25 protein-coding genes and 1 pseudogene are annotated in these 25,307 nt (G+C 61.4%); 7 read left to right on the top strand and 19 right to left on the bottom strand.

Going from position 1 to position 25,307, the window contains the following annotated elements; genetic code table 11:
* Positions 1–13: 13 nt before the first annotated feature.
* On the top strand, positions 14–553 hold the full coding sequence (locus BM194_RS01970; protein ID WP_092843102.1) for a YaeQ family protein: 540 nt from the start codon (positions 14–16) through the stop codon (positions 551–553).
* A 10-nt stretch (positions 554–563) separates the two neighbouring features.
* Here the strand turns inward: BM194_RS01970 and BM194_RS01965 are convergent, their stop codons facing one another.
* Together BM194_RS01965 and BM194_RS01960 are read right to left on the bottom strand one after the other, a co-directional pair.
* Positions 564–851 carry an XRE family transcriptional regulator gene (locus BM194_RS01965; protein WP_092843100.1) on the bottom strand — a complete coding sequence of 96 codons (288 nt, stop codon included), beginning with the start codon at positions 849–851 and terminating at the stop codon, positions 564–566.
* A 108-nt stretch (positions 852–959) separates the two neighbouring features.
* A complete protein-coding gene (locus BM194_RS01960; RefSeq protein WP_092843098.1) occupies positions 960–1,646 on the bottom strand; it encodes an SDR family oxidoreductase in 687 nt (228 codons plus the stop codon).
* A gap of 117 nt (positions 1,647–1,763) precedes the next feature.
* On the opposite strand from BM194_RS01960, the gene BM194_RS01955 reads away from it, so the two are divergent.
* Complete coding sequence (locus tag BM194_RS01955; protein WP_092843096.1) at positions 1,764–2,897, top strand: hypothetical protein; 1,134 nt, start codon at positions 1,764–1,766, stop codon at positions 2,895–2,897.
* Positions 2,898–2,911: 14 nt separating this feature from the next.
* Here the strand turns inward: BM194_RS01955 and BM194_RS01950 are convergent, their stop codons facing one another.
* Positions 2,912–4,015 carry a malate dehydrogenase gene (locus BM194_RS01950; protein WP_092843094.1) on the bottom strand — a complete coding sequence of 368 codons (1,104 nt, stop codon included), beginning with the start codon at positions 4,013–4,015 and terminating at the stop codon, positions 2,912–2,914.
* 366 nt (positions 4,016–4,381) lie between these two features.
* On the opposite strand from BM194_RS01950, the gene BM194_RS01945 reads away from it, so the two are divergent.
* Positions 4,382–6,706: a putative bifunctional diguanylate cyclase/phosphodiesterase gene (locus BM194_RS01945; protein WP_244890847.1), complete on the top strand. Its 2,325-nt coding sequence runs from the start codon at positions 4,382–4,384 to the stop codon at positions 6,704–6,706.
* A 25-nt stretch (positions 6,707–6,731) separates the two neighbouring features.
* Here the strand turns inward: BM194_RS01945 and BM194_RS01940 are convergent, their stop codons facing one another.
* Positions 6,732–7,520 carry a TraX family protein gene (locus BM194_RS01940; protein WP_092843092.1) on the bottom strand — a complete coding sequence of 263 codons (789 nt, stop codon included), beginning with the start codon at positions 7,518–7,520 and terminating at the stop codon, positions 6,732–6,734.
* Between the two features lie 137 nt (positions 7,521–7,657).
* Here BM194_RS01940 and BM194_RS01935 point away from each other — a divergent pair, with 137 nt between their 5' ends.
* The gene (locus BM194_RS01935) at positions 7,658–8,383 is read left to right on the top strand and encodes a type 1 glutamine amidotransferase (protein WP_092843090.1); all 726 of its coding nucleotides are present in this window, start codon (positions 7,658–7,660) and stop codon (positions 8,381–8,383) included.
* A gap of 200 nt (positions 8,384–8,583) precedes the next feature.
* Positions 8,584–9,042: a Cd(II)/Pb(II)-responsive transcriptional regulator gene (gene cadR, locus BM194_RS01930; RefSeq protein WP_092843088.1), complete on the top strand. Its 459-nt coding sequence runs from the start codon at positions 8,584–8,586 to the stop codon at positions 9,040–9,042.
* Between the two features lie 37 nt (positions 9,043–9,079).
* Here the strand turns inward: cadR and corA are convergent, their stop codons facing one another.
* The 12 genes from corA to BM194_RS01870 form a co-directional block, all read right to left on the bottom strand.
* Positions 9,080–10,033, bottom strand: coding sequence for a magnesium/cobalt transporter CorA (gene corA, locus BM194_RS01925; RefSeq protein ID WP_092843086.1), 954 nt, complete (start codon positions 10,031–10,033; stop codon positions 9,080–9,082).
* Between the two features lie 64 nt (positions 10,034–10,097).
* Positions 10,098–11,252, bottom strand: a complete 1,155-nt coding sequence (gene iadA / locus BM194_RS01920; protein WP_092843084.1) for a beta-aspartyl-peptidase — start codon at positions 11,250–11,252, stop codon at positions 10,098–10,100.
* A 49-nt stretch (positions 11,253–11,301) separates the two neighbouring features.
* Complete coding sequence (locus BM194_RS01915) at positions 11,302–12,099, bottom strand: transporter substrate-binding domain-containing protein (protein WP_092843082.1); 798 nt, start codon at positions 12,097–12,099, stop codon at positions 11,302–11,304.
* A 282-nt stretch (positions 12,100–12,381) separates the two neighbouring features.
* Entirely contained in the window at positions 12,382–13,152 is a 771-nt protein-coding gene (locus tag BM194_RS01910; protein ID WP_092843080.1) for an ABC transporter substrate-binding protein, read from the bottom strand.
* 134 nt (positions 13,153–13,286) lie between these two features.
* Entirely contained in the window at positions 13,287–14,015 is a 729-nt protein-coding gene (locus BM194_RS01905; protein ID WP_092843077.1) for an ABC transporter permease, read from the bottom strand.
* On the bottom strand, positions 14,003–14,719 hold the full coding sequence (locus BM194_RS01900) for an ABC transporter permease (protein ID WP_092843075.1): 717 nt from the start codon (positions 14,717–14,719) through the stop codon (positions 14,003–14,005). Before BM194_RS01900 ends, BM194_RS01905 begins: the two co-directional genes overlap by 13 nt.
* A gap of 13 nt (positions 14,720–14,732) precedes the next feature.
* On the bottom strand, positions 14,733–15,503 hold the full coding sequence (locus BM194_RS01895) for an ABC transporter ATP-binding protein (RefSeq protein ID WP_092843073.1): 771 nt from the start codon (positions 15,501–15,503) through the stop codon (positions 14,733–14,735).
* A gap of 319 nt (positions 15,504–15,822) precedes the next feature.
* Positions 15,823–16,809, bottom strand: a complete 987-nt coding sequence (gene astE, locus BM194_RS01890; RefSeq protein ID WP_092843679.1) for a succinylglutamate desuccinylase — start codon at positions 16,807–16,809, stop codon at positions 15,823–15,825.
* Complete coding sequence (locus BM194_RS01885; protein WP_092843071.1) at positions 16,799–17,617, bottom strand: DUF1338 domain-containing protein; 819 nt, start codon at positions 17,615–17,617, stop codon at positions 16,799–16,801. The genes astE and BM194_RS01885 overlap by 11 nt, the downstream gene beginning before the upstream one ends.
* Positions 17,618–17,852: 235 nt before the next feature.
* On the bottom strand, positions 17,853–18,884 hold the full coding sequence (locus tag BM194_RS01880; protein WP_092843069.1) for an SMP-30/gluconolactonase/LRE family protein: 1,032 nt from the start codon (positions 18,882–18,884) through the stop codon (positions 17,853–17,855).
* A gap of 135 nt (positions 18,885–19,019) precedes the next feature.
* Complete coding sequence (locus BM194_RS01875; RefSeq protein WP_092843067.1) at positions 19,020–19,592, bottom strand: lipocalin family protein; 573 nt, start codon at positions 19,590–19,592, stop codon at positions 19,020–19,022.
* A gap of 157 nt (positions 19,593–19,749) precedes the next feature.
* Positions 19,750–20,826 carry a tartrate dehydrogenase gene (locus BM194_RS01870; protein ID WP_092843065.1) on the bottom strand — a complete coding sequence of 359 codons (1,077 nt, stop codon included), beginning with the start codon at positions 20,824–20,826 and terminating at the stop codon, positions 19,750–19,752.
* Between the two features lie 117 nt (positions 20,827–20,943).
* Here BM194_RS01870 and BM194_RS01865 point away from each other — a divergent pair, with 117 nt between their 5' ends.
* A complete protein-coding gene (locus BM194_RS01865; RefSeq protein ID WP_092843063.1) occupies positions 20,944–21,888 on the top strand; it encodes a LysR family transcriptional regulator in 945 nt (314 codons plus the stop codon).
* A 44-nt stretch (positions 21,889–21,932) separates the two neighbouring features.
* Positions 21,933–23,243, top strand: a complete 1,311-nt coding sequence (locus BM194_RS01860) for a glycosyltransferase (protein WP_244890846.1) — start codon at positions 21,933–21,935, stop codon at positions 23,241–23,243.
* A 3-nt stretch (positions 23,244–23,246) separates the two neighbouring features.
* Here BM194_RS01860 and BM194_RS01855 read toward each other — a convergent pair whose 3' ends face one another.
* The 3 genes and pseudogenes from BM194_RS01855 to BM194_RS01845 all read right to left on the bottom strand — a co-directional run.
* The gene (locus tag BM194_RS01855) at positions 23,247–23,933 is read right to left on the bottom strand and encodes a TVP38/TMEM64 family protein (RefSeq protein WP_092843677.1); all 687 of its coding nucleotides are present in this window, start codon (positions 23,931–23,933) and stop codon (positions 23,247–23,249) included.
* A gap of 87 nt (positions 23,934–24,020) precedes the next feature.
* A complete protein-coding gene (locus tag BM194_RS01850; protein WP_092843059.1) occupies positions 24,021–24,956 on the bottom strand; it encodes an ABC transporter substrate-binding protein in 936 nt (311 codons plus the stop codon).
* Between the two features lie 21 nt (positions 24,957–24,977).
* Positions 24,978–25,307, bottom strand: a pseudogene (locus tag BM194_RS01845) (transposase); the annotation flags it as partial.

Raw genomic sequence — 25,307 nt, 5'->3', positions numbered from 1 at the left:
TGGAATGTGTCTCATGGCCCTGACCGCCACGCCTTACAAGGTCGACCTCAGCCTGTCCGATCTGGATCGTGACGTCTACGCCACGCTGCGTTTCACCGTGGCGCGTCACCCGTCCGAAACCGAGGAGCGCCTGGCAGTACGCTTGCTGGCTTACGCTTTGTGGTACGCCGAGGGGCTCGCCTTCGGCCGAGGACTGTCCGATGTCGATGAGCCGGCATTATGGGAAAAGAGCCTGGATGAGCGAATCCTGCACTGGATCGAGGTCGGCCAGCCCGATGCCGAGCGGCTGACCTGGTGTTCACGCCGCGCCGAGCGGGTTTCGCTGCTGGCGTATGGCAATCGGCGAGGTTGGGAAACGCGTGTATTGCCCAGCGTGGACACGCTGGGCAATCTGAATATTGCGGCGTTACCCCAGGCGCCCCTGGCTGCACTCGCAGAGAACCTGCCGCGCAGCGTCAAATGGGCGGTGATGCTCAGCGAGGATACGCTGTTCGTGACCGACGAACGTGGCCAGCACGAGTTGCCGCTCGAGTGGTTGCAGGGCGGGCGGTAGCCCTTGTCGCTTAGAGGGGCGGCGTTGTGACGTCCTCTTCCACGGTCTCGCGCAGCGCCTGCAGCTCGTCGACGGAGAACTGCTCGATGCGTCCTGCGAGAAGATCGCTGATGCGTTGAGGAGGGATGCCTGCGCGGCGGGCGATTTCCCGGTTGCCAAGTTCCGAGAGGGCGATGCGGCGGGTGACGACGCGCATCAGGCGGGTGCGTTTTTCCATGTCGCGGACATCGAAATCGCTTTTCCATTTCGACGGCTGTGCGGAAGAAGCACAGCCGTTCATCTGTCGTACAGCGTCCATGAGGCTCCAGTGCCTTACCTATGACCGTGTCAGGATGCGCAATTTTTGACGCTTGTGCTAGTCCCGATTCATGCCATCGATCAAGTTTTTGTTATTGCCTTTGCCAGCCTAGTCCATGGGTGGGGTCGGGCGCACGAGAATTTCGTTGACGTCGACGTGCGGGGGCTGGTTGACCGCATACAGTACGGCATTGGCAATGTCCCTATCCTGTAACGCATGTGCCGGCGCCTGATCGAAAAAGGCAGTATCGACCATGCCGGGCTCTATCAAGGTCACGCGGATGCCGGTGCCGCGCAGTTCTTCGCGCAGGTTGTAGCCGATGCCGGTCACCGCCCACTTGCTGGCGCTGTACATCGAGCCGGGAATGGTGGCGCGACCGGCTGCCGAACCGGTGAGCAGGATATGCCCCCGACTACGGCGCAGGGCGGGAAGGGTGGCCTGGATCGTCAGGCCGACGCCATAGACGTTGGTCATCAGTAATGCGCGCCATGATTCATGGTCGGCCTCGCTGAAGCCGCCCGGCGAACCGCCGCGCCCGGCATTGGCGAACACGGCATCGATGCGTCCGAAATGCTCCAGCGCCTGATCGACCATGGCACGCTGGTCGTCCATGGAGGTCACGTCACAGGAGATGGCCAAGGCCTTTTCGGGACCGAACTCCTTGACCAGGGCATCCAATTTGTCCGCGGAGCGTGCCGCCAGCACCAGCTGGTAGCCTTCTCGGTGCGCGGCGCGGGCGGTGGCGGCACCGATGCCGCTGGAGGCACCGGTGATCAGAAAAACTCGGTCGTTCATAAGGCCTCTCCTCAGCTTTGATAACTAGGATGGTAATTAACTGGGCAGGCTGCAAATGTTGCGCTGTACCGTGTGCACGGGGCAGGCCTTAGTCGGAGAAAGTCGAGGAGTTATTTCATGAACGTCGTCTGGCGAGTGGGGGTGGCCGCATTGCTCGATGCGGCCTACCTGGTGAGTTACTGGTGGGTGATGGACCTGCCATGGCTGAGTTACGGCCTGCTGCTGGGTTGGCTCGTCGGCGCCGTGGCGGCACGGCAATGGTGGCTGAAAAGCATGCAGGCGCCCTGGCAAGGTGTGTTGCTGGCGCTGAGCCTGGTGCTGCCTTGCCTATCCTGGACGATGTCGCGCCAGGCAGCGCCCGCGGGGCTCTCCGGTCCCCGCCATGGCGTGGGCCAGCGGGTCGCCATGGCGTTCCTGTTATGTCTCGTGCTGCTGGCATCGGGCAGTGGCCTGGCCGAACGACGCGTGCTGGGGCCGGCGATGGCGCCGGTCGAGACTACGGCGGTGGAGGCGCTGAACCGCTCGCTGGTGCTGGCTGCCGCTTCCTACGGGTCGGCGCGTCTGATTGATCGCGGTATCGCCCTGGTCTCCGAAGCCGAGCTGACCTTGCCGGTCATCGGTGGCGTGGCGGTCAAGCCAGGGCAATTCTTCAAGCCATTGCAGGACATGGCCGAGCGCTATTCTGATGTCATGGTCGTGGCAATGGCCTCGATCGGCATCCAGCGCGTGCTGATCGAGCTCGGTCACAATGCGTCGATCGCCGTGCTGGGCAGTACCGTGGCCCTGATTCTCCTGATCTCGCTAATGTTGCCGTCGGTTGCCTGGCGTCTGGGACGGCTGGCGCGCGGTGCCCTGGTCCTGTTGGTCGTTGCCCGGCTCATGGTGCCGTTGGCGGTGACCGGGGTCGCCGTGATCTCGGATGCCGTGCTCGAGCCCCGACGTATCGTGGCTCAGCAACAATTGGATACTGCCACGGCCGAACTGCAGGAAGCCGATGTCGAAGCGCTGGAAGCGGAGGATAGCGGTCTATTCGACTGGATGCGCGAACTGCGTGACGAGACAACGGCGATGGCGCTGGATGTTCGCGGCTTTTCCGACGATATGGTGGACCGCTTCATCCAGTTGCTGGTGGTCTACCTGCTCGAGACGGTACTGCTGCCGCTGGGATTGCTGGTAGCGCTGTGGTGGGTGGTAAGAACGTTCACGATGCCGCCGATGACCAATCAAACATCCATCGAACGGCATCGCTAGACGCTGGGCGTCGTTTACATGACGCGATCGGTTCTCAGCACGGTTGCCGGACTGTCATCATCGTTGTCTTCCTCTGCATAGCGGACAGCGCCGGAGCGCAGGCGAATACTCAGGTTATTGTGGGCTTCTTCGGTTTCCTTGGGCAGCAGGTGATCGACAGCCGCCTTTTCTTCGAGCAGTTCGGCCTCGGTGGTCTTTAGCCGCTTCAGGCTTGCCTCATCCATGGCCAGGTTCTGGACGATCTGGTAACGACCATAGCGACAGCAGACCGGGAAGGAAAAGACGATGCCCTTGGCCACGCCATAGCTGCCGTCCGAGACAATGCACATGCTGGTGAAATCGCCCGGCGGGGTGCCCAGGGCCCAGTCGCGCATGTGATCGATGACGGCATTTGCCGCCGAGGCGGCACTGGACTGGCCGCGGGCGGCGATGACTTCGGCGCCACGCTTCTGGACCCGGGGAATGAAGTCGTTCTCGACCCAATTCAGGTCCAGGCTGGGAAAGACCGGCATGCCGAACGTTTCTGCGTGGCGCAGGTCAGGGTACTGGGTGGCGCTGTGGTTGCCCCAGACTGCCACCCGGCGAATATCAGTTGGGTTGCAGCCGGTATGATTAGCCAGCATGCCCTTGGTACGGTTGTGGTCGAGGCGGCTCATTGCCGTGAACTGTGACGGCGAAAGGTCCGGTGCATTACGGCTGGCGATCAGCGCGTTGGTGTTGGCGGGGTTACCGACCACCACGACCTTGACGTCATGGTTGGCATGGTCGTTCAAGGCCCGACCCTGACGACTGAATATCTCGGCGTTGGCCGACAGCAGGTCCTTGCGTTCCATGCCGGGGCCTCGCGGCCGAGCGCCGAGCAGGATCGCATAATGCACGTTCTTGAAGCCGGCTTCGGCGTTGTCGTGCAGGCGTACGGTATGCAGCAGCGGAAAGGCGCAGTCTTCGAGTTCCATGGCCATCCCATGCAAGGCAGGCATGGCTTCGGGGCGCTCGATGAGTTGCAGGATGACCGGCTGGTCGGGGCCGAACATGTCGCCGGCGGCGATACGAAAGAGCAGGGAGTTGCTGATGCTACCGGCAGCGCCGGTAATGGCGATCCGTACGGGACGTTTCATGGCAGGTTCCCCAGGGTCGGATGGAAGCTGCGGCCACCATGGTTTCCTGTTGTTGTATGGCGGAATGCCACGAACGGGCTTGCGATGGCCGCCCCGGTGCGGCTAGCGCTCCACGGTCGCGCCCACCCCACCTCTGGCAAGCATAGCAAGGCTTGAGCTCACTCAAGGGCGACATGCGAAATATCGGTAAACGCTCACTCGATTCAACGCAGCGATCTCATCCATTCGTCGGGGCTCGTTGGTTCGCTATGATGAGATAACGTACAAGGCTGAGTGGCTGCCATGTCGGCTGGCTCAAGGACGAGAGCATTCGGGGCTGCTACAGGACAACCTGCGGCAGGTCCAGGCCCAGGATAGGGAGAGTGGATGACGGATTCATTGGGGCGCTTCGCACCATGGCGGAGGATGTTGGGGCGTGGCTCCCTGCCGGCAGTGCGCCGCGAACGGGTGAGCATGCTGTATCACGGGCTTTGGCAGCCGGTCCTGGCCAGTGTGGCCTGTGCCCTGTTGCTCATTGTGTCGCTCTGGTCGGTCATGCCACATGCCTGGCTACTGGCCTGGCTGGTGGCCATCGTTGCGGTTTCCCTGCTGCGTCTTGGCCTGGCGCATCGCTATCGACGCCAGAACGATGCCATGCAGGCCCGAAGGCGCTGGCTCATCGGGTTCTCATTGGGTGCGTTGACTGCGGGCATGGCCTGGGGGGCCGCCGGTTTTCTGCTGTTTCCTGTCGATCAGCACGAGCGACAGGCGGCGCTGGCCATCATTCTGGCCGGCGTCAGCGCCGGGGCGGTAACGACGTTATCGTCGGTATGGGGTGTCGCGGCGCTGTTTCTGGTGCCGACCATGGCGCCGTTGATGCTGCGCTTTGTGCAGACAGGCACGCCGGTCGCCATGCTGCTGGCGCTGCTGATGGCCTTGTTCCTGTGTCTCACGCTGGTCGCCAGCTACCGGTTCGGAAGGCTGATCGCCGACAATATTCGGCTGCGTGCCCAGGGGGAGGAACGTGAGCGGGCGCTACGTGAAAGTCGTAGCCGCTATCGCAGCATTTTTCACTCCGCGCCGTTGGGTATCCTGCATTTCGATGCGCAGGGTGGCATTCTCGATTGCAATGACAAGTTTCTCGACATTGTCGGCGGGCGACGGGGCGGGGTGATCGGGCTGGACCTTTGCCATGACTTGATCGACTCCCGGGTCATGGACGCGGTGGCTCGTGCGCTTCACGAAGGCAGTGGTTACTACGAGGGGGATTACGTCAGCATTCATTCGGGGCGAATGATTCCGTTACGCGCCTTCTTCAACGGGATTCGCGACGCGAGTGGCCAGATCGCTGGCGGTGTCGCGGTCATCGAGGACTTTACCGAGCGCAAGCGTGCCGAGGAAACGATCCATCATCAGGCCTTCTACGACCCTCTGACCAACCTGCCCAATCGTCGCCTGCTCCTCGAGCGGCTTGGTGCGGCACATCAGGCCTGCCAGCAAAGTGGCGAACGTGGCGTCGTGCTGTTCCTCGATCTGGATCGCTTCAAGGCAGTCAATGACTCGCTGGGGCATGCCATGGGCGATCGGCTACTGCGCGATGTGGCCCAGCGTCTGACCGGCCTGCTTCGTCAGGGAGATGTCGCGGCCCGCTTGAGCGGCGATGAGTTCGTGGTTCTGGTCACTGGCTTGCCAGACTCACCCGACCGTGCCAACCGGGCGGCCATGGCATTGGCGCGGCGATTCCTGAATGCGCTTTCTGTTCCCTATGTGCTGAATGGACGTACCTTGCGTGTAACGCCGAGCATTGGCATGACACTGTTCCCCGATGGCTCACAGAATGCCGATGACCTGCTCAAGCACGCGGATACCGCTATGTACCAGGCCAAGACCCAAGGCCGCTCACGGGTCTGCTGCTACCAGCCCAGCATGCAGATCGAGGTCGAACGGCGTCTGGCGCTGGAAAGCGACCTGCGTCGGGCCATCGAGGACGACCGGTTGAGCCTGCACTATCAACCTCAAGTCGATGCCTATGGCGTCATCGTCGGTGCCGAGGCGCTGCTGCGTTGGGAACACGAGACGCGTGGCTCGGTGTCACCGGCGGAATTCATTCCACTGGCGGAAGAAAGCAACCTGATCGTCGAGTTGGGCGAATGGGTGCTGCGCGAGGCCTGCCGTTGCCTGCAGGCCCTCGATGCCGAGCGCTTGCCGCGACTGTCCATCAACATCAGTCCCCGTCATTTCGGCGAGTCCGACTTCGTGACATGCATCGAGCGAGCCGTCGGCAGTTCAGGGATCGCGCCTGAGCGTCTGTTCCTCGAGTTGACCGAAGGCGTGCTCATCGACCACTTGCAGGGTGCCGTCGACAAGATGCGCGAGCTCAAGCGCATCGGCGTCGGCCTGGCTATCGACGACTTCGGGGTCGGTTACTCGTCGCTGTCTTATCTTCGGCGTCTGCCCCTCGATGAACTCAAGATCGACCGCAGCTTCGTGCAGGAACTGGACGACCCCAACGACGCCGCTATCGTGCAGACGATCATCGCCATTTCCCAGCATCTGGCGTTGGATGTCGTGGCCGAAGGCGTGGAAACGGACGACCAACTGGCTTTCCTGTCAGCCAACGGCTGCGAAAGATTCCAGGGGTTCTTCTTCCATCGTCCGTTGACGTTTTCGGCGCTGGCACGGGTACTGCCCGCGCCAAACTACATGACGTGACTCGGTTAGTGAGAGGCGCAGGACGTCACTCCATCAGTAACAGCAGGAGCGCGATAACCGCAAAGTGCGCCGGGTACCAGGCCAGCCAGACCCGGCGTGGCATGGCATAGCCCACCTGGGGAATGTGCCTGGCTGCACCGGCGGCCAGCAGCAGCACGGCCAGACAGGTCGCGACGGTAAATGACTTGGCCATGTCCGAGCTGTTGAGCAATCCGGCATTGAGCAGCAGCGGTAGCGTGGCAAGGGCGGCCCACAGGCGCTCCAGCAGTGGCTCGGCCGGTTGGCTCAATGCCTGGAAGGCGAGCATGTAGAACGGAATCATCAGCAAGCCTTGGCGGCCGTACTCTACCCATGGCCCGATGAGCAGCCAGGCCAGGCCTGTCAGGGCAATAAGCAGGGCCGTGATGAACGTGTTACGCCTCGTTCCCGACTGGCGGACGACGTCGAACAGCCAGCTTCCCCAGAACAGCCCCAAGGCCAGCGTGAAGCAGATGTTCAACTGGAAATGATCGCGCGGCATGGCCAGGTAGGGCAACTGAGCTAACAGGCCGATGACTAGGATTCGACGAGCATAGCGCAGCGGGCTGCGGGTATTGAACAGCGCGTGCCAGGCCACCATGGCGGCGAACAGGGGAAAGGCGATGCGTCCGATGGAGGAGCTTGCCCACCCGACGTTCCAATGATCGGGTAACAGGTAGCGCGTAACGTGGTCCACGGTCATGGTGATCAGGGCCAGCCACTGGCCCCAGCCCGTCCATGCTGACGAAGGACGCTGGACTTCTTGGAAAGGGATGCTTTGTGATGTCAGGGGCATGGATCGCTCCGGCATGGGTTAAGGCCCGATTCCACGCTACGATAGCGCCCATGGCTGCCGCGTGCCATCGCTTCGCCTGCCTTTGGGCATGTCCTGGCACGCCACGAACGACACAACGATCGATAAAGGAGTGACGCATGCGCATCGGTCTGCTGCAGTGCGATGATGTGGCCGAGGAGCTACAGCCTCGTCATGGCAATTATCCCGACATGTTCGAGCGGCTAATGACGTCAGCCGACCCCACGCTGAGCTTTCGGACCTGGCGCTGCCACGACGGGGACATTCCCTCCGATACCATGGCGGTAGATGCCTGGCTGATTACCGGGTCCAAGTTTGGCGTCAACGACGGTAGCGACTGGATCGACAGGCTTTGCAGCTTCGTGCGTGAACTCTGGCGGACAGGCCGGCCATTGGTCGGCGTATGCTTCGGACATCAGTTGATCGCCAAGGCGCTGGGGGGCGAGGTGGTCAAGAATGAACGCGGCTGGGGCGTGGGCATGTCTTTCAACCGGGTGACAGAGCGTGCCGCCTGGATGGAACCCTGGCAGGAAGGGCTCGATCTGGTGGTCAGCCATCAGGACCAGGTGCGACAGTTGCCGGAAGGGGCGAAGATCCTCGCCGTGAGCGATTTTTGTCCGATCTATCTCATGCAGGTAGGGGAGACATTCCTCGGTGTCCAAGGACACCCCGAGTTCACCAAGGCCTATTCGGCTGATCTGATGGAGTTCAAGCGCGACATTCTGCCGGGCAACCGGTTGCGGGAGGGCATGACCTCGCTCAGTGCGCCGGTGGACGATCAGGTGGTGGTGCGCTGGATGCTCAACTTTCTTGATCAGGCTTTGCATCAGTCGGTGGCATCTTGAAAAACGGACGGCGGAACCGGTGAGAGCGCCGGCTCCGCCGTTCAGGCGATGCATTTAAACTAAAGTAAGGAGCGTGCCAATCGCCTGTCGGGGCGTGCCATGGTTGCCACTCCTGGCGCCTGACATACCATTGAAAGACTTCCAGTGACCGATGCAGGAAAGAAATTGCACCTTCGCGGTGCATCGGCAGGAGACGTGTAATGAAGATCGGTGAACTGGCCCGCCGGACCGGGTGCCAGGTGGAGACGATTCGCTACTACGAGCGCGAGGGACTACTGCCCGAGCCGGCGCGTAGCAGCAGCAATTATCGGGTCTATGGCGCGACGCATGTCGAACGACTGACGTTCATCCGTCATTGCCGGGCATTGGACATGGCGCTCGACGAAATCCGCGAGTTGCTGGCCCTTCGCGATCACCCCGAGCGTGATTGTGCTGCGGTCAACGATCTCATCGACGAGCACATTGGTCACGTCGAGGCGCGTCTCGCCCAGTTGGCCAGCCTGCGCGACGCGCTGCTCGATCTGCGGGCACGTTGTCGGGGTGAAGCGGAAGCCGGCGCCTGTGGCATCCTGCGTGAACTCGCGCTGCCCGCCGACGAGCAGGACAACGGCGAACTGCCGCCTCCCGTGCAGCATATCGGTGGCTCCCATTCCCATTGAGTTGCCGAGAGTGGGAACAGCTCGTTGAAGTGTCCTTCTAAAGCCAGTTCTTGTGCTTGAAATACAGATACGGCGAAATCCCGGCCACCACCATCAACAACAACGCGAACGGGTAGCCATAGGGCCATGACAATTCCGGCATGTGCTCGAAGTTCATACCATAGATACTGGCGACCAACGTCGGCGGGAGAAAGACGACAGCGGCAATCGAGAAGATCTTGATGATCTGGTTCTGCTGGATGTTGATGAAACCCTGGGTCGAGTCCATCAAGAAATTGATCTTGTCGAACAAGAAGGTGGTGTGGGTCATCAACGTCTCGACGTCGCGCATGATCTCGCGCGCAGTTTCCTGCAACTCGTTGTGGCCTCGCAACTGGCGCATCAGGAAGGCCACCGAGCGCTGTGTATCCATCAGACACAGGCGAATCTTGCCGTTGCTGTCCTCCAGCTTGGCGAGCTGATCAATCGCATCCTCGAGATCCGAATCCTCCTCCTCAAGTACCAGATGGCTGACATCCTCGAGCTTGCGATGGATGTCCTCCAGGGTGTCGGCGAGATTCTCGACTTTCTGGTCGAAGATGGTCAGCGCCAACTCCTGGGGAGACGCAGCCTCTACCTGCCCATAGCGGGCTCGCATGCGCAGCAGGCGAAAGTCGGCGAGTTCGCAATCGCGAAACGTGATCAGGCGATCAGGCTGCAGGATGAAGGCCACGGTGGTATTGCCGTGGCGGCCTTCGCTGTGTGACAGGAACAGGGAGTGTACGTGGATGCCATCGGCATCCACAAAGTAGCGCGCCGACGATTCGATTTCCTCCACGTCCTCACCGGCAGGTAGTTCATCGGCGAGAAAGGCGTTGAGCTGTTCGCGCTCGTCGTCGTCGGGCTCGTGCGCATCGATCCAGGCCGCTGAGGACAGCCGTTGCGGGAGCGGCTGGGCCTCACGGCTGACTTCCTTGATGGCGTGCTTATCGAAAGTAAAGGTACGAATCATCGACTTCCCTGTTGGCCAGTGTCTCTGCGCACAGGTTAAGCGCTTGCCGGGGTTGAGCCAACTGCTAGCGTCGGGATCCGTGCCCGCCATGCACGCACTTGCCCAGCGCCCATACCTCGTCGATGTGCCAGGCATCGTCGGACAGCACGAGCAGGTCCGCATCCTGACCGGCTGCGAGGCGGCCCTTGCGGTGCAGGCCCAGAGTATCGGCCGCATGGGTCGAGGCACACGGTAACGCCTGTTCCAAAGGCAAGCCGAGATCGAGGCACTCGCCCAGCGTGTCGAACAGGCTGGAGAGACGGCCGGGTTCCAGCCCCACGAAACGACCCTGGGCATCAAAGCGAGGCAGCGAGGCGTTGGCATCCGAAGACAGGCTGACACGCGAAAGGTCGATCCGGGCATGACGCACTCGGTCGACCGCTTCCGCAGCGGGTACTTCGCCGTCGGCAAGGAGTTCCGGTGTGGTGCTGGTCGTGAAGTCGATGCGTCCGCCTTCGCGTGCGAAACGCAGGCCATCCTCGAACAGGGCCGAGGTACGGTTGATGTGGGTGGGGTAGAACTGGCTCAGCGGGATTGCCGTGTTTCGTGCAACATCGCGCAGCGGCTCGAGTCGAGTGTCAGCATCGCCCACATGCACGAAGACGATGCCCGACTTGCCGGCGAGCATGCCGGCGGTACGCGCCTCGGAGGCGAGCCGGGCGAGTTCCTGCCAGCTGGGTTGAGAACCACGATGGTCGCTGATGGCCACCTCGCCGACACCGATGAAGTCGGGGATGAAGACGATGTCGCCATTCACGCTGCCGGTCAAGGTGACTGGGGGAAGCTGGTACGAACCGGTATAGGCATAGGTGCTCAGGCCGCCGGCGGCCAGCTCACGTGCCTTGCCAATCAGGTTGGCCGGGGTGCGGGTCAGGGCGTCGGTGCCCAGCGCACCGACCAGTGTCGTCACGCCCGAACGCAAGGCCTCGTCCAGGGTCAGCTCGGCCGTGCGGGTGCCGAAGCCGCCTTCACCGCCGCCGCCGAGAAAATGTACCAGAGGATCGACCAGGCCGGGTACCACACGTCGGCCGTGCAAGTCGATCTCGTTGATGCCAGGGCCTGTAGCCAACGTCTCGCCCGCCGCAGCGATGGCGGCGATGCGCGAGTCGGCAATCAGAAGATCGCATAGCCCGCGCGGTTCCGGGCTGTAGAGTCGGGCGTTGCGTAGCAGGGTCAGCATGTTACCTCGCTTGTCGATGCCGCCCCGTGGAGCGGGGCGGCATGCGATCTCATAGCTTGACGTCGTAAGTGAAGTATTTGTTCATGATCTCTTCGTAGGTGCCATTGGCCTTGAGTTCGGCCAGTGCCTCGTTGAACTTCTCGGCCAGCGCCTTGTCCCGCTTGCGAAAAGCCACACCGACCCCTTGGCCGAAATACTTCTTTGGCTCCTTGATGAAGTCGCTGATGCGCTTGAACTCGCTGCCTTCGGTGTCGATGTCGATACTCGCCTCGGCGATCGGGTAGTCCATGAAGGTCAGGTCGAGGCGACCGGTCTGCATGTCGGCAATTACGTCATCGGCGCTGCCGTATCGACGGATCTCGAGCACATCGCCATAGAGGTCGGTAACGTAGCGGTCCTGAATGGTGGCGCGCTGGACGCCGACCGTCAGGCCCTTGAGACTCTCCTTGTCCTGGATGTCGATGTCACGGTCCTTGGCGGTGATCCAGGCGCTGGGCGTGGTGTAGTAGGGCTCGGAGAACAGGACCTGCTGGGCGCGTTCTTCGGTAATCGCCATCGACGACATGATGGCATCGTACTTGCGTGCCATCAGGCCGGGAATCATGCCGTCCCAAGGTTGCTCGACCCAAGTGCATTCGACCTCGAGATAGTCGCAGACGGCATTGCCCAGGTCGACTTCGAAACCGGTCAGCGTGCCGTCGGCGGTCTTGTACTCGAACGGCTCGTAGGGCACGTCGACGGCCAGACGAATCGGGTCGTCGTCGCGAGCCATGACGGAGCCGGAAAATACCGCACTGGCCAGGGAAGCGCTCAGGGCGGCGGTAAGCAGCAAGCGTGAATGACGCATGTCGAATCTCCTCCTGGAGGATGAGTTAGGTGCAGTGGCACCGGGAGCATGCCCTTTCGACACAGGGCAAATCTGGAGTGATATCAGGGGCTGGCTATTGCAGCAGGCACGGGCGTGCCGGGACGACGCGGGCGCGTCATCGAGGAAAGGCTATTCGTCGAACCATTCGCTGAGATAGAACGGCACGATATAGGCTGTGGCCGAAAGCGGTGGCATGGGCGAGGCGTTCATGAGCGGTTGCCGACCCGGTGCTCCGGGCCGTGTGGCCCGGAGCGCCTGCGGTCACTTCTTGTTGCTGAAGTACTTGTTGAAGATCTCGTCGTAGGTGCCGTTTTCCTTGAGCGTGGCGAGCGCCTCGTTGAACTTGCTGGCGAGGTCCTCGTCACGCTTGCGGAAGGCAATACCGAAGCCATCGCCGAAATAGGACTTGGGCTCGGTGATCATGCTGCCGACGACCTTGTAGTTGCCGTCTTCGCTGTCGAGCAGCGTGGACTTGCCGACCGGGAAGTCGAGGAACACGGCGTCGAGGCGTCCGGCTTCCATGTCGAGCACCATGTCGTCGGCGGTGGCGTAACGATTGACATCAGCGATCTCGCCGTACATGTCGCTTACGTAGTTGTCCTGCAGCGTGCCACGCTGCACCCCGATGTTCTTGCCTTCGAGGGTCTCCTTGGCGGGCATGTCGATGTTGCTGTCAGCCGGCACGAACCAGGCGGACGGCGGCGTGAAGTACGGATCTGAGAACAGCACCTGCTCGCGACGCTCTTCATTGATGGTCATCGAGGACATGATGGCGTCGTACTTGCGTGACATGAGGCCCGGGATGATGCCGTCCCAGCCCTGCACGATCCATTCGCACTCGATGCCGATTTCCGCACACAGGGCATTGCCGAGTTCGATGTCGAAGCCAGTCAGCTCGCCTTCCGGCGTGCGGTATTCCATCGGCTCGTACGGGACGTCGACACCAAAGCGTACGGTGTCGTAATCGCGGGCCTGGGCAGAGCCGGCTACGAGGGCGGCGCCCAGCAGTGTGACGGTCAGCAATTTTTTCATGGAGAGACTTTCCCTTTTGTTGTGCGAATCGACTTTTGATCGATGACCCGACCAAGGTAGCGTACCCAAGGTCGTGTCGGAAGAGGGAATCATGCCATCCGAAGGCATTTTCCCAACGCTCGTTTGACGCTGCCTCAGCTCTGCGGCCGGAGATGCGCCAGCATGCGCTTCTCGAGATAGCGGAACAGGTAGAGGATGGCAAACGTCAGACACAGGTAGAGCATGGCCACGAACAGGAACGCATCGAACGGGGCATAATAGCGCGCATAGACCAGTCGGGCGGCGCCGGTCAGGTCCATGATCGTCACCACGCTGGCAATGGCGCTGGCGTGCAGCATGAAGATCACTTCATTACCGTAGGCCGGCAGGGCGCGGCGGAAAGCGCTGGGCAGGATGATGCGCCGCATCATCAGGCCGCGTGACATGCCGTAGGCACGAGCTGCCTCGATCTCGCCCTTGGACGTGGCCTTGATCGCCCCGTGGAAGATTTCCGTGGTGTAGGCGGCCGTGTTCAGGGTGAAAGCGATCAGCGCGGGGTAGAACGGTTCTTCGAGGATCAGCCACAACCAGGTATCCTGGATGCCATCGATGAACACCACGCCGTAATAAATGATGTAGAGCTGGATCAGCAGCGGTGTGCCGCGGAATATGTAGGTGTAGAAGAAGATCGGCATCTTGATCCACTTGCGCCGTGAGCCGCGGGCGATGGCCAGCGGGACGGCCATGACCAGGCCGATGACCAGTGACAGGAACACCAGTTGAACTGTCGTGGCCAGGCCCTCGGCATAGTATTCCAGGGTCTGGGCGTTGAAGATGGTGTTGTCGGCCAGCAGGTTGGTGAACCAGATATTCAGTTGTTCCATTCGTCAGCCTCCCCGAACCCGACGTTGTAGCGTTTCTGCAGGCGCGCAAAGATCCACTCCGAGACACTGGCGATCAGCAGGTAGATCACCGCGACCGGGATCAGGAAGGTGAACGGCTCGTGGGTGGCCTTGGAGGCCTCGGCAGCCACGCGTACCATGTCGGTGAGCCCGATGATCGAGACCAGCGCCGTGGTCTTGAGCAACACCATCCAGTTGTTCGACAGTCCCGGCAGGGCATGGCGCATCATCTGCGGAAAGCGGATGCGCCGGAACATCAGTCCTTCGGACATGCCGTAGGCCCGGCCGGCCTCGATCTGGCCACTGTCCACGGCAAGAAAGGCACCACGGAACGTCTCGCCCATGTAGGCACCGAAGATCAGCCCGATGGTCACGACCCCGGCGATGAACTCGTTGACGTTGATGAAAATGTCGATGTCGAACTGGTAATAGAGCCAGTCGGTAACCAGGTTGATGCCCATCTGCCCACCGAAGAACAGCAGCAGCATCAGTACCAGGTCGGGTACGCCACGAATCACTGTAGTGTAAAGCGTGCCGATGCGGTGCAGGATCCAACTGCGTGACATCTTGGCGCTGGCGGTGAGCAAGCCGAGGATAACGGCCAGCAGCAGCGACAGTACCGCCAGTTCGATGGTTACCAGAGCACCTTCCAGCAGGCGCGGGCCGTAGCCCTGCAGGTCGATCATGGTTCTCTCCTGCTCAATGCTTGGGCGCGAGGAATTGCTTGAGACGCTCGGAGCGCGGGTTGTCCAGCACGTCTGCGGGCGGCCCGGCTTCTTCTACCACGCCCTGATGCAGGTAGATCACCTGACTGGACACATCCCGGGCGAAGGCCATCTCGTGGGTGACCACGACCATGGTGCGTCCTTCCTTGGCCAGGTCGCGCATTACCTTGAGCACATCGCCGACCAGCTCCGGATCGAGTGCCGAGGTCGGCTCGTCGAACAGCATGACTTCCGGCTCCATGGCCAGGGCACGGGCGATAGCACCGCGCTGCTGCTGCCCCCCGGACATCTGTGCCGGGTAATAGTCGGCGCGCTCGAGCAGGCCGACGCGATCGAGCAGGGCGCGGCCCTGCTCGATGGCTTCCTTGCGGGGCTTCTTGAGCACATGGATCGGCGCTTCGATGACATTCTCGAGCAGCGTCATGTGCGCCCACAGATTGAAGCCCTGGAAGACCATCGACAGCTTGGCGCGGATACGCTCGACCTGCTTCCAGTCGGCGGGCTCGCGGCCATGGCGGGTTTCCTTGAAGCGAATCTCCTCACCATGCACGAGAATATCGCCCTCATTGGGTTGCTCGAGCAGGTTCATGCAACGCAGGAAGGTGCTCTTGCCGGAGCCGGAGGCGCCGATGAGCGTGATCACGTCGCCCTGATGGGCTTGCAGGGACAGGCCTTTGAGGACCTCGTTGCTTCCGAAGCGCTTGCGTAGGTTGCGCACTTCGAGGGGAAGGGGCGTTTCGGCCATGAGTCGGGCTCCGGTGACTGGCTTGTCAGGTCACCTACGAAACCGTGCCCAGGTCAGGGCCGGCATGAGCCGGGGCTGGGCGGGCCGTTTCGTAAGTCACCTGTACGGTGTATCGATGCGAGCTGACGCAGCGTGATGCCGCAGAAAAGGCAGCGATTCTAACAGGCGTTCGACGCCGATTCAGAGCGGGTTGTTCACCCAGAGTTACGACTTTGGTCTGACGATATTGGAGGGTTCATGGTAAATTTCCTCTAAATTATTGTAATGAAAAAGTTTTTTATTCTATGCGGCGCCGTCTAGGTAGCATGTGCCGCTAACGTTAATTCTGCGGTGTCGTCGTGGCGCGTACCAATAGGGCGGCACGGGCCCCGAGTTCCACGTGAGCGTTGGGAAAGACCACCGCCAAGGGCTGCTCGGTGACGATAAACTCGCCCGCCTTGGCATCACAGGCCAGGCGGGTACCGACATCGAATTCGCTGAAGTTCGGCGTATCGTCGGGAAAGCACAGGCGGAAGTCCTCGCTTTCGCGCATCAGCTCATGCGCTACCGTGAAGAATTTCATGGCATCGGGGTCGGCGCCGGGCGGTTCGCGCCCTTCGAGCAGCGCTTCGAGCAGTTGTCGCATGGGGCGAAGTACTGCTAGATCGTTTTCGCCAAAGGGGTGCACCTTGCCCAGCTCGAGAGTAAACGCCTGCGCCTGATAGTAATGCTTCGAATAGTGCGAAAACGTCCAACTGTGCTGATGCTGATGCAGTACCGCCTGGATATCGGCTGCGGCGAGCCAGCGCCATTGCTCGGCATGGATGCCGTTATCTGCGTAGGGCTCGACGGCAAAGCGGGGGAAGCGGCTATCGCGAATGGCGGTGTGCAGGTCGTAGTGCAGGCGCGGCTGGGAGTGGCGCGCATAGAAACTATCGACAGCTGCCATCAACTCGCGGGCCCGTTGCGGCTCGTCGCCCGGTTCGTCTTGATCGCGGCGGAACAGGCGATTGAGGTTGGTTTCGCAAAAGCGCTGTCCGGCACGAATCGAGGGCAGGTTGCCGAGAATGATCAGCGTCGGGGCGCCGAGGCGCAGCAGGCCGGCTTCCAGACGGGCAAGCATTTCGCCTAGCAGCTCGATGGGGGCGGTTTCGTTGCCGTGGATGCCGACGGAGACGATCACCGCCCGAGCTTGTGGCTGAAGCGAACTGGGTGCCAGTTCGAGAATGCCCGGTCCGTGAAGGACATAACGCCCGAAGGGCAGCCGCCCCTGAGTGTCAGAGGGCAGCTCACCGTCCAGCGTCAGGTCGAGCCACTCAGCCAGCATGGCGAGCGCCCCGGACATCGGTGGATTCGAAAATCTTGTCGGCGCTGGCGGCCACGAAGCCCTGATAGAGCCTACCGTCACTGGCGCGATAACGCTTGGCGAACTCGTAGTAGCAGGTGGGTATTTCCTCGACCTGACCACCGGCGAAGGTAAACTCGGCGCGGTCGGCCAACGTCGAGCCCTGCTCCAGCAGCACCTCGGGCGAGCCTTTGATGCGCCCGCCCGAGGCATTGATGCCCAGGCCCAGCGACTCGACCTTGTCGAGCACCTTCTCGACACTGTCGTAGGTCTGGAAGTGGTTGACGCTGATGGTGAAATGGTTGGCGCGCAAGCCGATGATCGACAGCCAGGCGGCATACTCGCTCTCGTCCATCAGGGTCTGATAGTCCTCGAAGCTGGGGGCATCCCATAGGCGGCCGGCCCACATCACTTCGGGTGTTCCCACCCGGGCGGCATCGATCTGGCCGACGAGCCCGTCGATGATGCGCTGAGCGGTCGTCGAAAGCTCATCGCACTTGAGTTCCGACAGGAAAATGCGCGGCTGTTCTTCAGAGGGGGGCAGGTAACCGTAGGCGCGCAACTTCTTGGCGGCGAAGTCGTAAGGTTCGAAGCGGGTATAGCCCAGCGCCAGCAGGTGTGGTTCGAGATTGGCCAAGGTAATCGGCCCGCGATCGAAGGTGCGGAAAGCGACATGATCGTTGATGATGGCCTCGCCGTCGGCGACAAACGCATCGTGAATGCGCTGGGCCTGCGGCGTCATCGCCGTGTAGTCGTTCCAAAGCTTGGCGAAGAACTGGTCGAGAGTCATCGTGGCGCCTGCCTATTGTCCTGTTGTTCTGTTGGGAAACATCCATGGGCAGCGTAATCGATGGCGTTAATGCACGATTAGCTGCCTCGATGGATAAATACCTTCGAGGGTTGGGCGAAGAGGGACAAGAGGTGACGTCGACGTGATGAAAAACGCGGGTGCGATAATGTAAACGCCAGCCGCCACCCTTTCACAAATGGGTGGCGGCTGGCGGTTGGTTGGCCAAGGGCCGGGATCAGGCGCCCTGAGTGGCGGTGTACAGCGTGTAGATCGACTGGCTGGCGGTCATCAGCAGCTGGTTGCGATCCTCGCCGACAAAGCAGACGTTGGAGCAGATTTCGGGTAGCAAGATGCGGCCCAGCAGGGTGCCATCCGCAGTGAACACCGCCACACCGTCGACGCTCTCGCCGCCCGAGGCGCTCGACCAGATATTGCCGTGCACGTCGCAGGTCAGGCCATCATAGGTGGTGCTGTTGCTGGTAACGATTTCCTGTCGGTTGCTGACGCTCTTGCCATCTTCTGCCAGGGACCACTTGATGATGGCCGCCGGTTGGTCGGGGAAGTGCGACGGGGCGGTGTCACTGGCGTAAAAGGCCTTGCCGTCCGGGGTCAGCGCGATGCCGTTGGGCTTGTGGATCTCGTCGGTCAGCAGGATCGGCTCGTCCAGTGAGTCGTCGATGTAGTAGATGGCCGGCTTGAGCTGCAGTTCACGCTTGTGCCCTTCATATTCCACGTGGGCCCCGTAACCGGGATCGGTGAAGATGATGCCGCCCGAGGGCAGCGCTACCAGGTCATTGGGGGCGTTGAGCGGCTTGCCCTGGTACTGGCTGGCCAGTACGGTGGTAGTTCCATCCCATTCGTAGCGGATCACGCGCGCTGGGGAGTGCTCGCAGGAGACCAGGCGACCGCGGTCATCGAAGGTGTTGCCATTGGAGTGACCTACCTTGTGGCGCAGTACGCTGACCTGTCCGGTGGCTTCGTCCCAGCGCATTTGCCGGGCGCGCGGAATGTCGCTGAAAACGGCGTAGCGGCCTACGGCATTCCAGGCCGGCCCCTCCAGCCACAACCCGCCGGTCCACTGGCGCTGCAGCGGTGTATTGAAAAGGAAATAATCGCGGAAACGTTCATCGACGATCTTCCAGGCATCGGCCGGATAACGATCCGGTGGCGAAGCGCTCATGCCTGTGTGGGCGAACAGGGTGGGGGCAGTACTGGCAGCGGCCAGGGCGGCCGATGCTGACAGGAACTGGCGGCGTCCAAGCTTCATTTTTCTACCTGTTTGTTGGTGGCGTTGAACAGGGTGCAGGCCACAAGGGCCTACCAGAAAAAATGTAGAAGCTTTAATGGTGAATGTTAAACATATAGCAAGCGTCTTTAGTCGAAGGCAGATGCCGGGTTGCTATCAGCTCGCCTGACGCTGTTCGGGGCAAATGGTCGGGCGTTGTTCCACCTTGATCAGTTTGTCGACGGGAAATTGCAATTCCCGGGCTCGACGGACCAGCGAGCGGTAAGTGTGCTCGTCGAGACTGGGCTCGCGTGCCAGGATCCATAGATAGTCGCGGTCGGGGCCGGCCACCAGGGCATGGCGATAGTCCGCGTCGAGTTCCAGAATGTTGTAACCGCCATAGAACGGGCCGAAGAAGCTGACCTTGAGACGGCCGACATCGGGACTCTCGATGAAGTACGCCTTCCCTTCGGCGACGTCCCACTGGCCATTTTCCAGGTTATATCCTTGGTTGATGACATCGACTCCGCCATCGTCACGCGGGCGATAAGTGGCAGTGACACAGGAGAGACCTTCCTCGAAACCGTGCGGCAGACGGGCGATCTCGTACCAGCGACCCAGATAGTTTTCGAGCCGAAAATCGGTCACGGCCTGGGTGCCCTCGGGAATACCGGTGCAGCCGGCCAGGAACGAAAAGGGCGCCAACCAGGTAAGGCGGGGAAACGTGGGCAATTGGGTTGCAATGGCCATGGCCGATATCCTTATCCTTGTCATTGTAGGTTTCACTCATGGATAGGGGGATCGCGGACAAGTTGCAAGACGAAAGAGCGAGAAAATTGATCTAGATGATAACGAACGCCGTACTGTAACCGTACCAGTATGCCCTGGGACACACTGGTACGTTTGGTTACTTCTCGAGCGCTTCGGTGATGGCTTTACCCAATGACTGGGTCGTGCCCTGGCCTTTCAAGTCAGGGGTGAGTGGCGCCTGTTCCGGTCCTGCTGCCAGTACCTGTTCAATGGCGTCGACGATGGCCTTACCCGCCTCTTCATGGCCGAGATGCTCGAGCATCATGGCGCCACACCACATCTGGCCGATGGGGTTGGCGATGCCCTTGCCGGCAATGTCCGGCGCACTACCGTGAACCGGCTCGAACAGGCTGGGATACTTGCCTTCCGGGTTGATGTTGGCCGAGGGAGCCACGCCGATGGTGCCGGTACAGGCGGGGCCCAAGTCGGAAAGAATGTCGCCGAACAGGTTGCTGGCCACCACCACATCGAACCAGTCGGGATGCAGCACGAAGTTGGCCGTTAGAATGTCGATATGGAACTGGTCGACAGTGACATCCGGATAGTGGCTGGCCATGGCTTTTACCCGCTCATCCCAGTAGGGCATGGTAATGGAGATGCCGTTGGACTTGGTAGCCGAGGTCAGCTTGTGGCGCGGACGCTTCGAGGCCAGGTCGAAGGCGTACTTGAGTACCCGGTCGATACCGGTCCGGGTCATGACCGTATCCTGGATGACCACCTCGCGCTCGGTGCCTTCGAACATTTTGCCGCCGACGCTGGAATATTCCCCTTCGGTGTTCTCGCGCACCACGTAGAAGTCGATGTCCCCGGGTTCGCGATCGGCCAATGGACTCTTGATGCCTGGCATCAGGCGGCAGGGACGAAGGTTGATGTACTGGTCGAAAGCGCGGCGGAACTGGAGCAGGGAGCCCCACAGCGATATGTGGTCGGGGACCTTTTCCGGCCAGCCCACGGCACCGAAGAAGATGGCATCGAATGATGACAGGGTATCGAACCAGTCGTCCGGCAGCATTTGCCCATGCTCGAGATAATAATCGCAGCTGGCAAAGTCGAAATGTTCGATTTCAAGATCGATGTCGAAACGCTTGGCCGCGGCCTCGAGGATACGCAAGCCTTCCGGCAGTACCTCGGTACCGATGCCATCACCGGCGATGGCGGCTATGCGATGGGTCATGGCGGTCTCCTTCTTGTCGGGTTGTAGGGGATGCGGATACCCAGAGTCTAGACGCTGTCAGGCATGGAATAATCAGAGTAGAATGCAAGCTATTGTTGCGTTGCAGTTGATAATCGTATGGCCCACGTCGATGACCTGGCATTCTTCCAACGCCTGGCACACTGCGGCAGCCTGACAGCGACGGCCCGCGAGCTCGGCATCTCGTTGTCGGCGGTCAGCAAGCGTCTCAAGCAGATCGAGGCACGACTGGGCGTCGAACTGGCCAGCCGAACCACTCGTCGTCTCACGTTGACCCCCGAGGGCGAACTCTACCGTGAACGCGGAGCGGTCATCCTCGACGACATTGGTGAGTTGGAGGGTATGCTGAGTGCACGACAGAGTGCACTGTCGGGACGCCTGCGTATCAATGCCACCTTCGGTTTCGGGCGGCGACATGTCGCGCCGCTGATCTCGGCGTTCACCCAGCGCCATCCCCGGCTCGAGATCCTTCTCGAGTTGACCAACTTCCCTCTCAACCTGGCGGACCACGGCTTCGATATCGGCATTCGTATCGGTCAGCCCCCGGATTCCCGCTTGATTGCCCGACGCATTCTGTATAATCGCCGCATTCTGTGTGCGGCCCCGGACCATGTCGCTTCCATGCCGCCGTTGGCTGCACCCCAGGATCTGGCGATGCACCACTGCCTGGTGGTTCGCGAAAACGACAGTGACTATGCGTTGTGGCGCTTCGTGAACGAAACGCGCGAAGTCGGGGTCAAGGTATCCGGGCGGCTGGCCAGCAACGATGGCGAGGCGATTACGCTGCTGGCGCTGGAAGGGCATGGCATCATGCTGCGTTCGTGGTGGGACGTGTATCCCTATCTGGAAAGCGGGCAACTCGTCGGATTGCTGCCAGACTGGCAGGGAATAGAGGCGGACTTCTATGCCGTCTATGACCAGCGTCGTCATCTGCCGGCCCGCCTGCGGGCGTTCGTCGCCTATCTTGAGGAGGCGCTGCCCGGTCGCGTACCGTCGCCACCGCAGCGTGCCACTGCATACCGAGAGGGTATCGCGAGGACGTGAGGCCTAACCGCCACCGTCACCTTCACTGCCAAGGAGAAGTTGGCTTGAACATACTCATGTTTACCAATACATACCGTCCCATCGTCGGCGGGGTCAGCGAGTCGGTACAGCGGCTCAAGGCCCGTCTGCAGGCGGAAGGGCACCGGGTATTGGTCGTGGCGCCCAAGCTGAAGGGGCAGCCGAAACATGAGCCTGACGTGGTGCGCGTGGCAGCGGTACAGCATTTCAACGGCAGCGACTTCTCCTTGCCGGTGCCGATCCCCGGACAACTCTACGAAGCCATCGAGGCTTTCGATCCCGATATCGTTCACTCGCATCATCCGTTTCTGCTCGGCGATACTGCAGCGCGGGCGGCGGAAACCTATGGCTTGCCGCTGGTTTTCACCCACCACACCCTCTACGAGCACTACACGCACTACGTGCCGGGCGATTCGCCCCGCATGCAGCGTTTTGCCGTGGCACTTTCCACCGAATATACCCGCCTGTGCGATGCCGTGATCGCCCCCAGCGATAGTATCCGCGACTTGCTGCGCCTGCGCGGGGCCAACGAGGCAGTACATGTCGTCCCCAGCGGCGTCGATACCCTGCGCTTCGCCCACGGCAATGGCGTGGCCATGCGTCGGCGCATGGGCATCCCCGAGCAGGCCTATGTCATCGGTCATGTCGGTCGGCTGGCGCGGGAAAAGAACCTGCCTTTTCTGGCCGAGGCAGTCGCGCGGTTTCTCATCCAGCGGCCACGTGCGCACTTTCTCGTCGTCGGCGATGGCGATGCACGCATGGCCATGCATGAGATCGCCTTCGACGCCGGTGTCGTCGATCGGCTGCATTTCACCGGCAAGCTGCATGACCAGGCCCTGATCGATGCCTACCATGCCATGGACGTGTTTGCGTTTGCCTCGCACAGCGAGACCCAGGGCATGGTGCTGGTCGAGGCCATGGCGGCCGGGCTGCCCGTGGTGGCGGTGGATGCACCGGGTGTACGTGAAGTGGTGAAAAGCGGATGCAACGGCTACCTGTTGCCTGGCGATCACACCGAGGCCTTGGCGTCCGCCCTCGGCAATCTCGACGAGCCTGAATTGAGGAACACGCTACGCGAAGGCGCCCTGTCGACGGCACAGGCATTCGATGAGTCACGCTGTGCCGCACGCTGCCTGGACGTCTACCGGCAAGCGATCGCTGCCGGTGGCCCCGTCAGTCATGCCGACGAGGATGCCTGGGAGCGCATGCGTGGTCGCCTGGAGGCGGAGTGGCAGTTACTGCGTCATCGCGGCCGGGTGCTGCGCTCGCTGCTTCAGGAGGAGCCGGTACACGGGTTGATGGCCAAGCCCGAAGCGCCGGAAACCTCGCAGAAATGAGGGTCAGCGCCGGCTGCGTTGCTGCCGGTAGGTGGCATACCGCTTGAGGCCCAGCAATACCAGCACTGCCAGCACCAGGCCACCCAGGGCATAGTAGAGATCGCTGCGATTCTCGGCGGTGACCAGCGAGCCGAGCTGACTACCCAGCAGGGTCATGCCCACCAGGCCGGGGACGATCCCGATCAGCGAACCCAGCATGTAGTCGCGAAAACGCAGGTGGAAGGCGCCGGCCATCATGTTGGTCAGCGTAAAGGGCGCCAGTGGCAGCAGGTTGACTACCGTCATGGTGCGGATGCCGCGTCCGGCCAGATGCTTGGCAATCCCGTTGAGGCGATGACCCCCATGCCGCAGCAGTGCATCGCGGCCCAGCTTGCGTCCCGCCCAGTAGGTAGTGGCCGAGGCCACCAGCGTACCGGCCAGGGCATAGCCGAACCCCCACCAAGGCCCGAACATCAAACCGGTGACGGCCACCAGGATACTGAGCGGAAACACCACCAGCGAGGCACCGGCGTAAACGGCCACGACCACGAGCACGGCCCAGGGCGAGTCGCGCCAGGCGACGGAATACTGGACGAGTTCCATCAGGCGTTCCGGCGACAGGGCGTCGTTCATGGCCAACCATTGCCATAGCAGGCCCAGACCGGCCAGCGCGACCAGCGAAACGATGACGATGAGGAGGGGACGGGACATGGGTTCGGCGCATCCGGTCGTTTGGGTGGCGATCAGGATACGCATCCAGCGCACGGCGGCCAACGCCTGGCCGCCGTGAAGGCAGGATTATAGCGACAAAGCCTTACGCACGGCTGGCCAGGCCGGTGCGCCATCCTGGGTCGTGACACCGTCGAGCATGGCCTGGACACGCTCGGGATTGTTGCTGATCCACTCCTTGGCTACCTCATCAGCGGCACGCTCGTCCAACCCGAACGCCTGGATCATCCAGCTCTGCTCCTCGGCCTTGAAGGCGAACTGCTCGAAAAAGCTCTTGAGGTTGGGGTGGGACTCGGCATAGTCGCTGCGCATCAAAGTCAGCACATCGCTCTTGCCATTGTTCTCGCCGAACAGGTTCTTGGGATCGTCAAGATAGCGCATCGGCAATTCCAGGTTCATCCAGTGCGGTGTCCAGCCTACCCAGACGATGGGTTCCTGACGCGAGATGGCATCCTCGGCAGCGCTCAGCATGCCCACCGTACTGGTGTCGACGATGCGCCAGTCGCCCAGGCCCCAGGTGTCATTGTCGATGGCCTTGGTGAGGATTTCGCTGGCGGCGGAGCCCGCACCGAAGCCATGGATCTCACCATTGAAGTGTTCGCGGTTGGCGTCCAGGTCGGCAAAGCTCTGCACGCCGTTCTCGTAGACGTACTCGGGCACGGCCAGCGTCATTTGCGCGCCATCGACATTGTTGGCCAGACGAAGGATGTCGCCGCTTTCCTCGCGCGGCTTGAGCATATCCTGCTGTGCCGGCATCCAGCCGCCGAGGAAAACATCGAGATCGCCGGTTTCCAGCGCCTGGTAGATCACCTGCAGGCCGAGTTCCTGGCTGCGGGTCTCGTAGCCCAGCGGCTCGAGCAGTTGCGAGGCGATCTCGGTCTTGACGGTGATGCCGGGCCAGGCCGGGACGCCGAAGTCGAGCGTGGCGTCGTCGGCCACCGCCGGCAGGGCAATGGCACTGGCCAGGGGAAGGGCGGCGAGGGTCTTGGTCAGGGTAGGCGACATGGATTTTCCTTTTTCAGGTGTCTAGTCCTGAAATAGGTTGACACCTAATTTCGCCTCAGAGCGCCCGATGCACTGCATCGGGCGTTTTGTATTTCAGGGCCAGGTGGGGCCGGTCACGGTTATAAATTTCAACCGATTCGTTGACCATGGTGCGGGCTTGGTCCAGGTCCCAAGGCTGCACCAACAGGAACTCCGTTTTCAGGATTCCATTAACCCGCTCCGCCAAGGCATTCTGGTAGCAGTCGTAGCCATCGGTCATCGAACAGCGGATGCCATGACGAGCGTGCAGGCGCTGGTAGCGATCGCAGCAATACTGAATGCCTCGGTCCGAATGATGAATCAACGGCTGGT

The organism is Modicisalibacter xianhensis (assembly GCF_900113605.1).
Taxonomy (GTDB): Bacteria; Pseudomonadota; Gammaproteobacteria; order Pseudomonadales; family Halomonadaceae; genus Modicisalibacter; species Modicisalibacter xianhensis.
This window is presented reverse-complemented; position numbering and strand designations above follow the sequence as displayed.

Excerpts from the sequence above, each read along its gene's own strand:
- BM194_RS01970 (WP_092843102.1), top strand. The coding sequence starts at position 14 with ATGGCCCTGACCGCCACGCCTTACAAGGTCGACCTCAGCCTGTCCGAT.
- BM194_RS01965 (WP_092843100.1), bottom strand. The coding sequence starts at position 851 with ATGGACGCTGTACGACAGATGAACGGCTGTGCTTCTTCCGCACAGCCG.
- BM194_RS01960 (WP_092843098.1), bottom strand. The coding sequence starts at position 1,646 with ATGAACGACCGAGTTTTTCTGATCACCGGTGCCTCCAGCGGCATCGGT.
- BM194_RS01955 (WP_092843096.1), top strand. The coding sequence starts at position 1,764 with ATGAACGTCGTCTGGCGAGTGGGGGTGGCCGCATTGCTCGATGCGGCC.
- BM194_RS01950 (WP_092843094.1), bottom strand. The coding sequence starts at position 4,015 with ATGAAACGTCCCGTACGGATCGCCATTACCGGCGCTGCCGGTAGCATC.
- BM194_RS01945 (WP_244890847.1), top strand. The coding sequence starts at position 4,382 with ATGACGGATTCATTGGGGCGCTTCGCACCATGGCGGAGGATGTTGGGG.
- BM194_RS01940 (WP_092843092.1), bottom strand. The coding sequence starts at position 7,520 with ATGCCCCTGACATCACAAAGCATCCCTTTCCAAGAAGTCCAGCGTCCT.
- BM194_RS01935 (WP_092843090.1), top strand. The coding sequence starts at position 7,658 with ATGCGCATCGGTCTGCTGCAGTGCGATGATGTGGCCGAGGAGCTACAG.
- cadR (WP_092843088.1), top strand. The coding sequence starts at position 8,584 with ATGAAGATCGGTGAACTGGCCCGCCGGACCGGGTGCCAGGTGGAGACG.
- corA (WP_092843086.1), bottom strand. The coding sequence starts at position 10,033 with ATGATTCGTACCTTTACTTTCGATAAGCACGCCATCAAGGAAGTCAGC.
- iadA (WP_092843084.1), bottom strand. The coding sequence starts at position 11,252 with ATGCTGACCCTGCTACGCAACGCCCGACTCTACAGCCCGGAACCGCGC.
- BM194_RS01915 (WP_092843082.1), bottom strand. The coding sequence starts at position 12,099 with ATGCGTCATTCACGCTTGCTGCTTACCGCCGCCCTGAGCGCTTCCCTG.
- BM194_RS01910 (WP_092843080.1), bottom strand. The coding sequence starts at position 13,152 with ATGAAAAAATTGCTGACCGTCACACTGCTGGGCGCCGCCCTCGTAGCC.
- BM194_RS01905 (WP_092843077.1), bottom strand. The coding sequence starts at position 14,015 with ATGGAACAACTGAATATCTGGTTCACCAACCTGCTGGCCGACAACACC.
- BM194_RS01900 (WP_092843075.1), bottom strand. The coding sequence starts at position 14,719 with ATGATCGACCTGCAGGGCTACGGCCCGCGCCTGCTGGAAGGTGCTCTG.
- BM194_RS01895 (WP_092843073.1), bottom strand. The coding sequence starts at position 15,503 with ATGGCCGAAACGCCCCTTCCCCTCGAAGTGCGCAACCTACGCAAGCGC.
- astE (WP_092843679.1), bottom strand. The coding sequence starts at position 16,809 with ATGCTGGCTGAGTGGCTCGACCTGACGCTGGACGGTGAGCTGCCCTCT.
- BM194_RS01885 (WP_092843071.1), bottom strand. The coding sequence starts at position 17,617 with ATGACTCTCGACCAGTTCTTCGCCAAGCTTTGGAACGACTACACGGCG.
- BM194_RS01880 (WP_092843069.1), bottom strand. The coding sequence starts at position 18,884 with ATGAAGCTTGGACGCCGCCAGTTCCTGTCAGCATCGGCCGCCCTGGCC.
- BM194_RS01875 (WP_092843067.1), bottom strand. The coding sequence starts at position 19,592 with ATGGCCATTGCAACCCAATTGCCCACGTTTCCCCGCCTTACCTGGTTG.
- BM194_RS01870 (WP_092843065.1), bottom strand. The coding sequence starts at position 20,826 with ATGACCCATCGCATAGCCGCCATCGCCGGTGATGGCATCGGTACCGAG.
- BM194_RS01865 (WP_092843063.1), top strand. The coding sequence starts at position 20,944 with ATGGCCCACGTCGATGACCTGGCATTCTTCCAACGCCTGGCACACTGC.
- BM194_RS01855 (WP_092843677.1), bottom strand. The coding sequence starts at position 23,933 with ATGTCCCGTCCCCTCCTCATCGTCATCGTTTCGCTGGTCGCGCTGGCC.
- BM194_RS01850 (WP_092843059.1), bottom strand. The coding sequence starts at position 24,956 with ATGTCGCCTACCCTGACCAAGACCCTCGCCGCCCTTCCCCTGGCCAGT.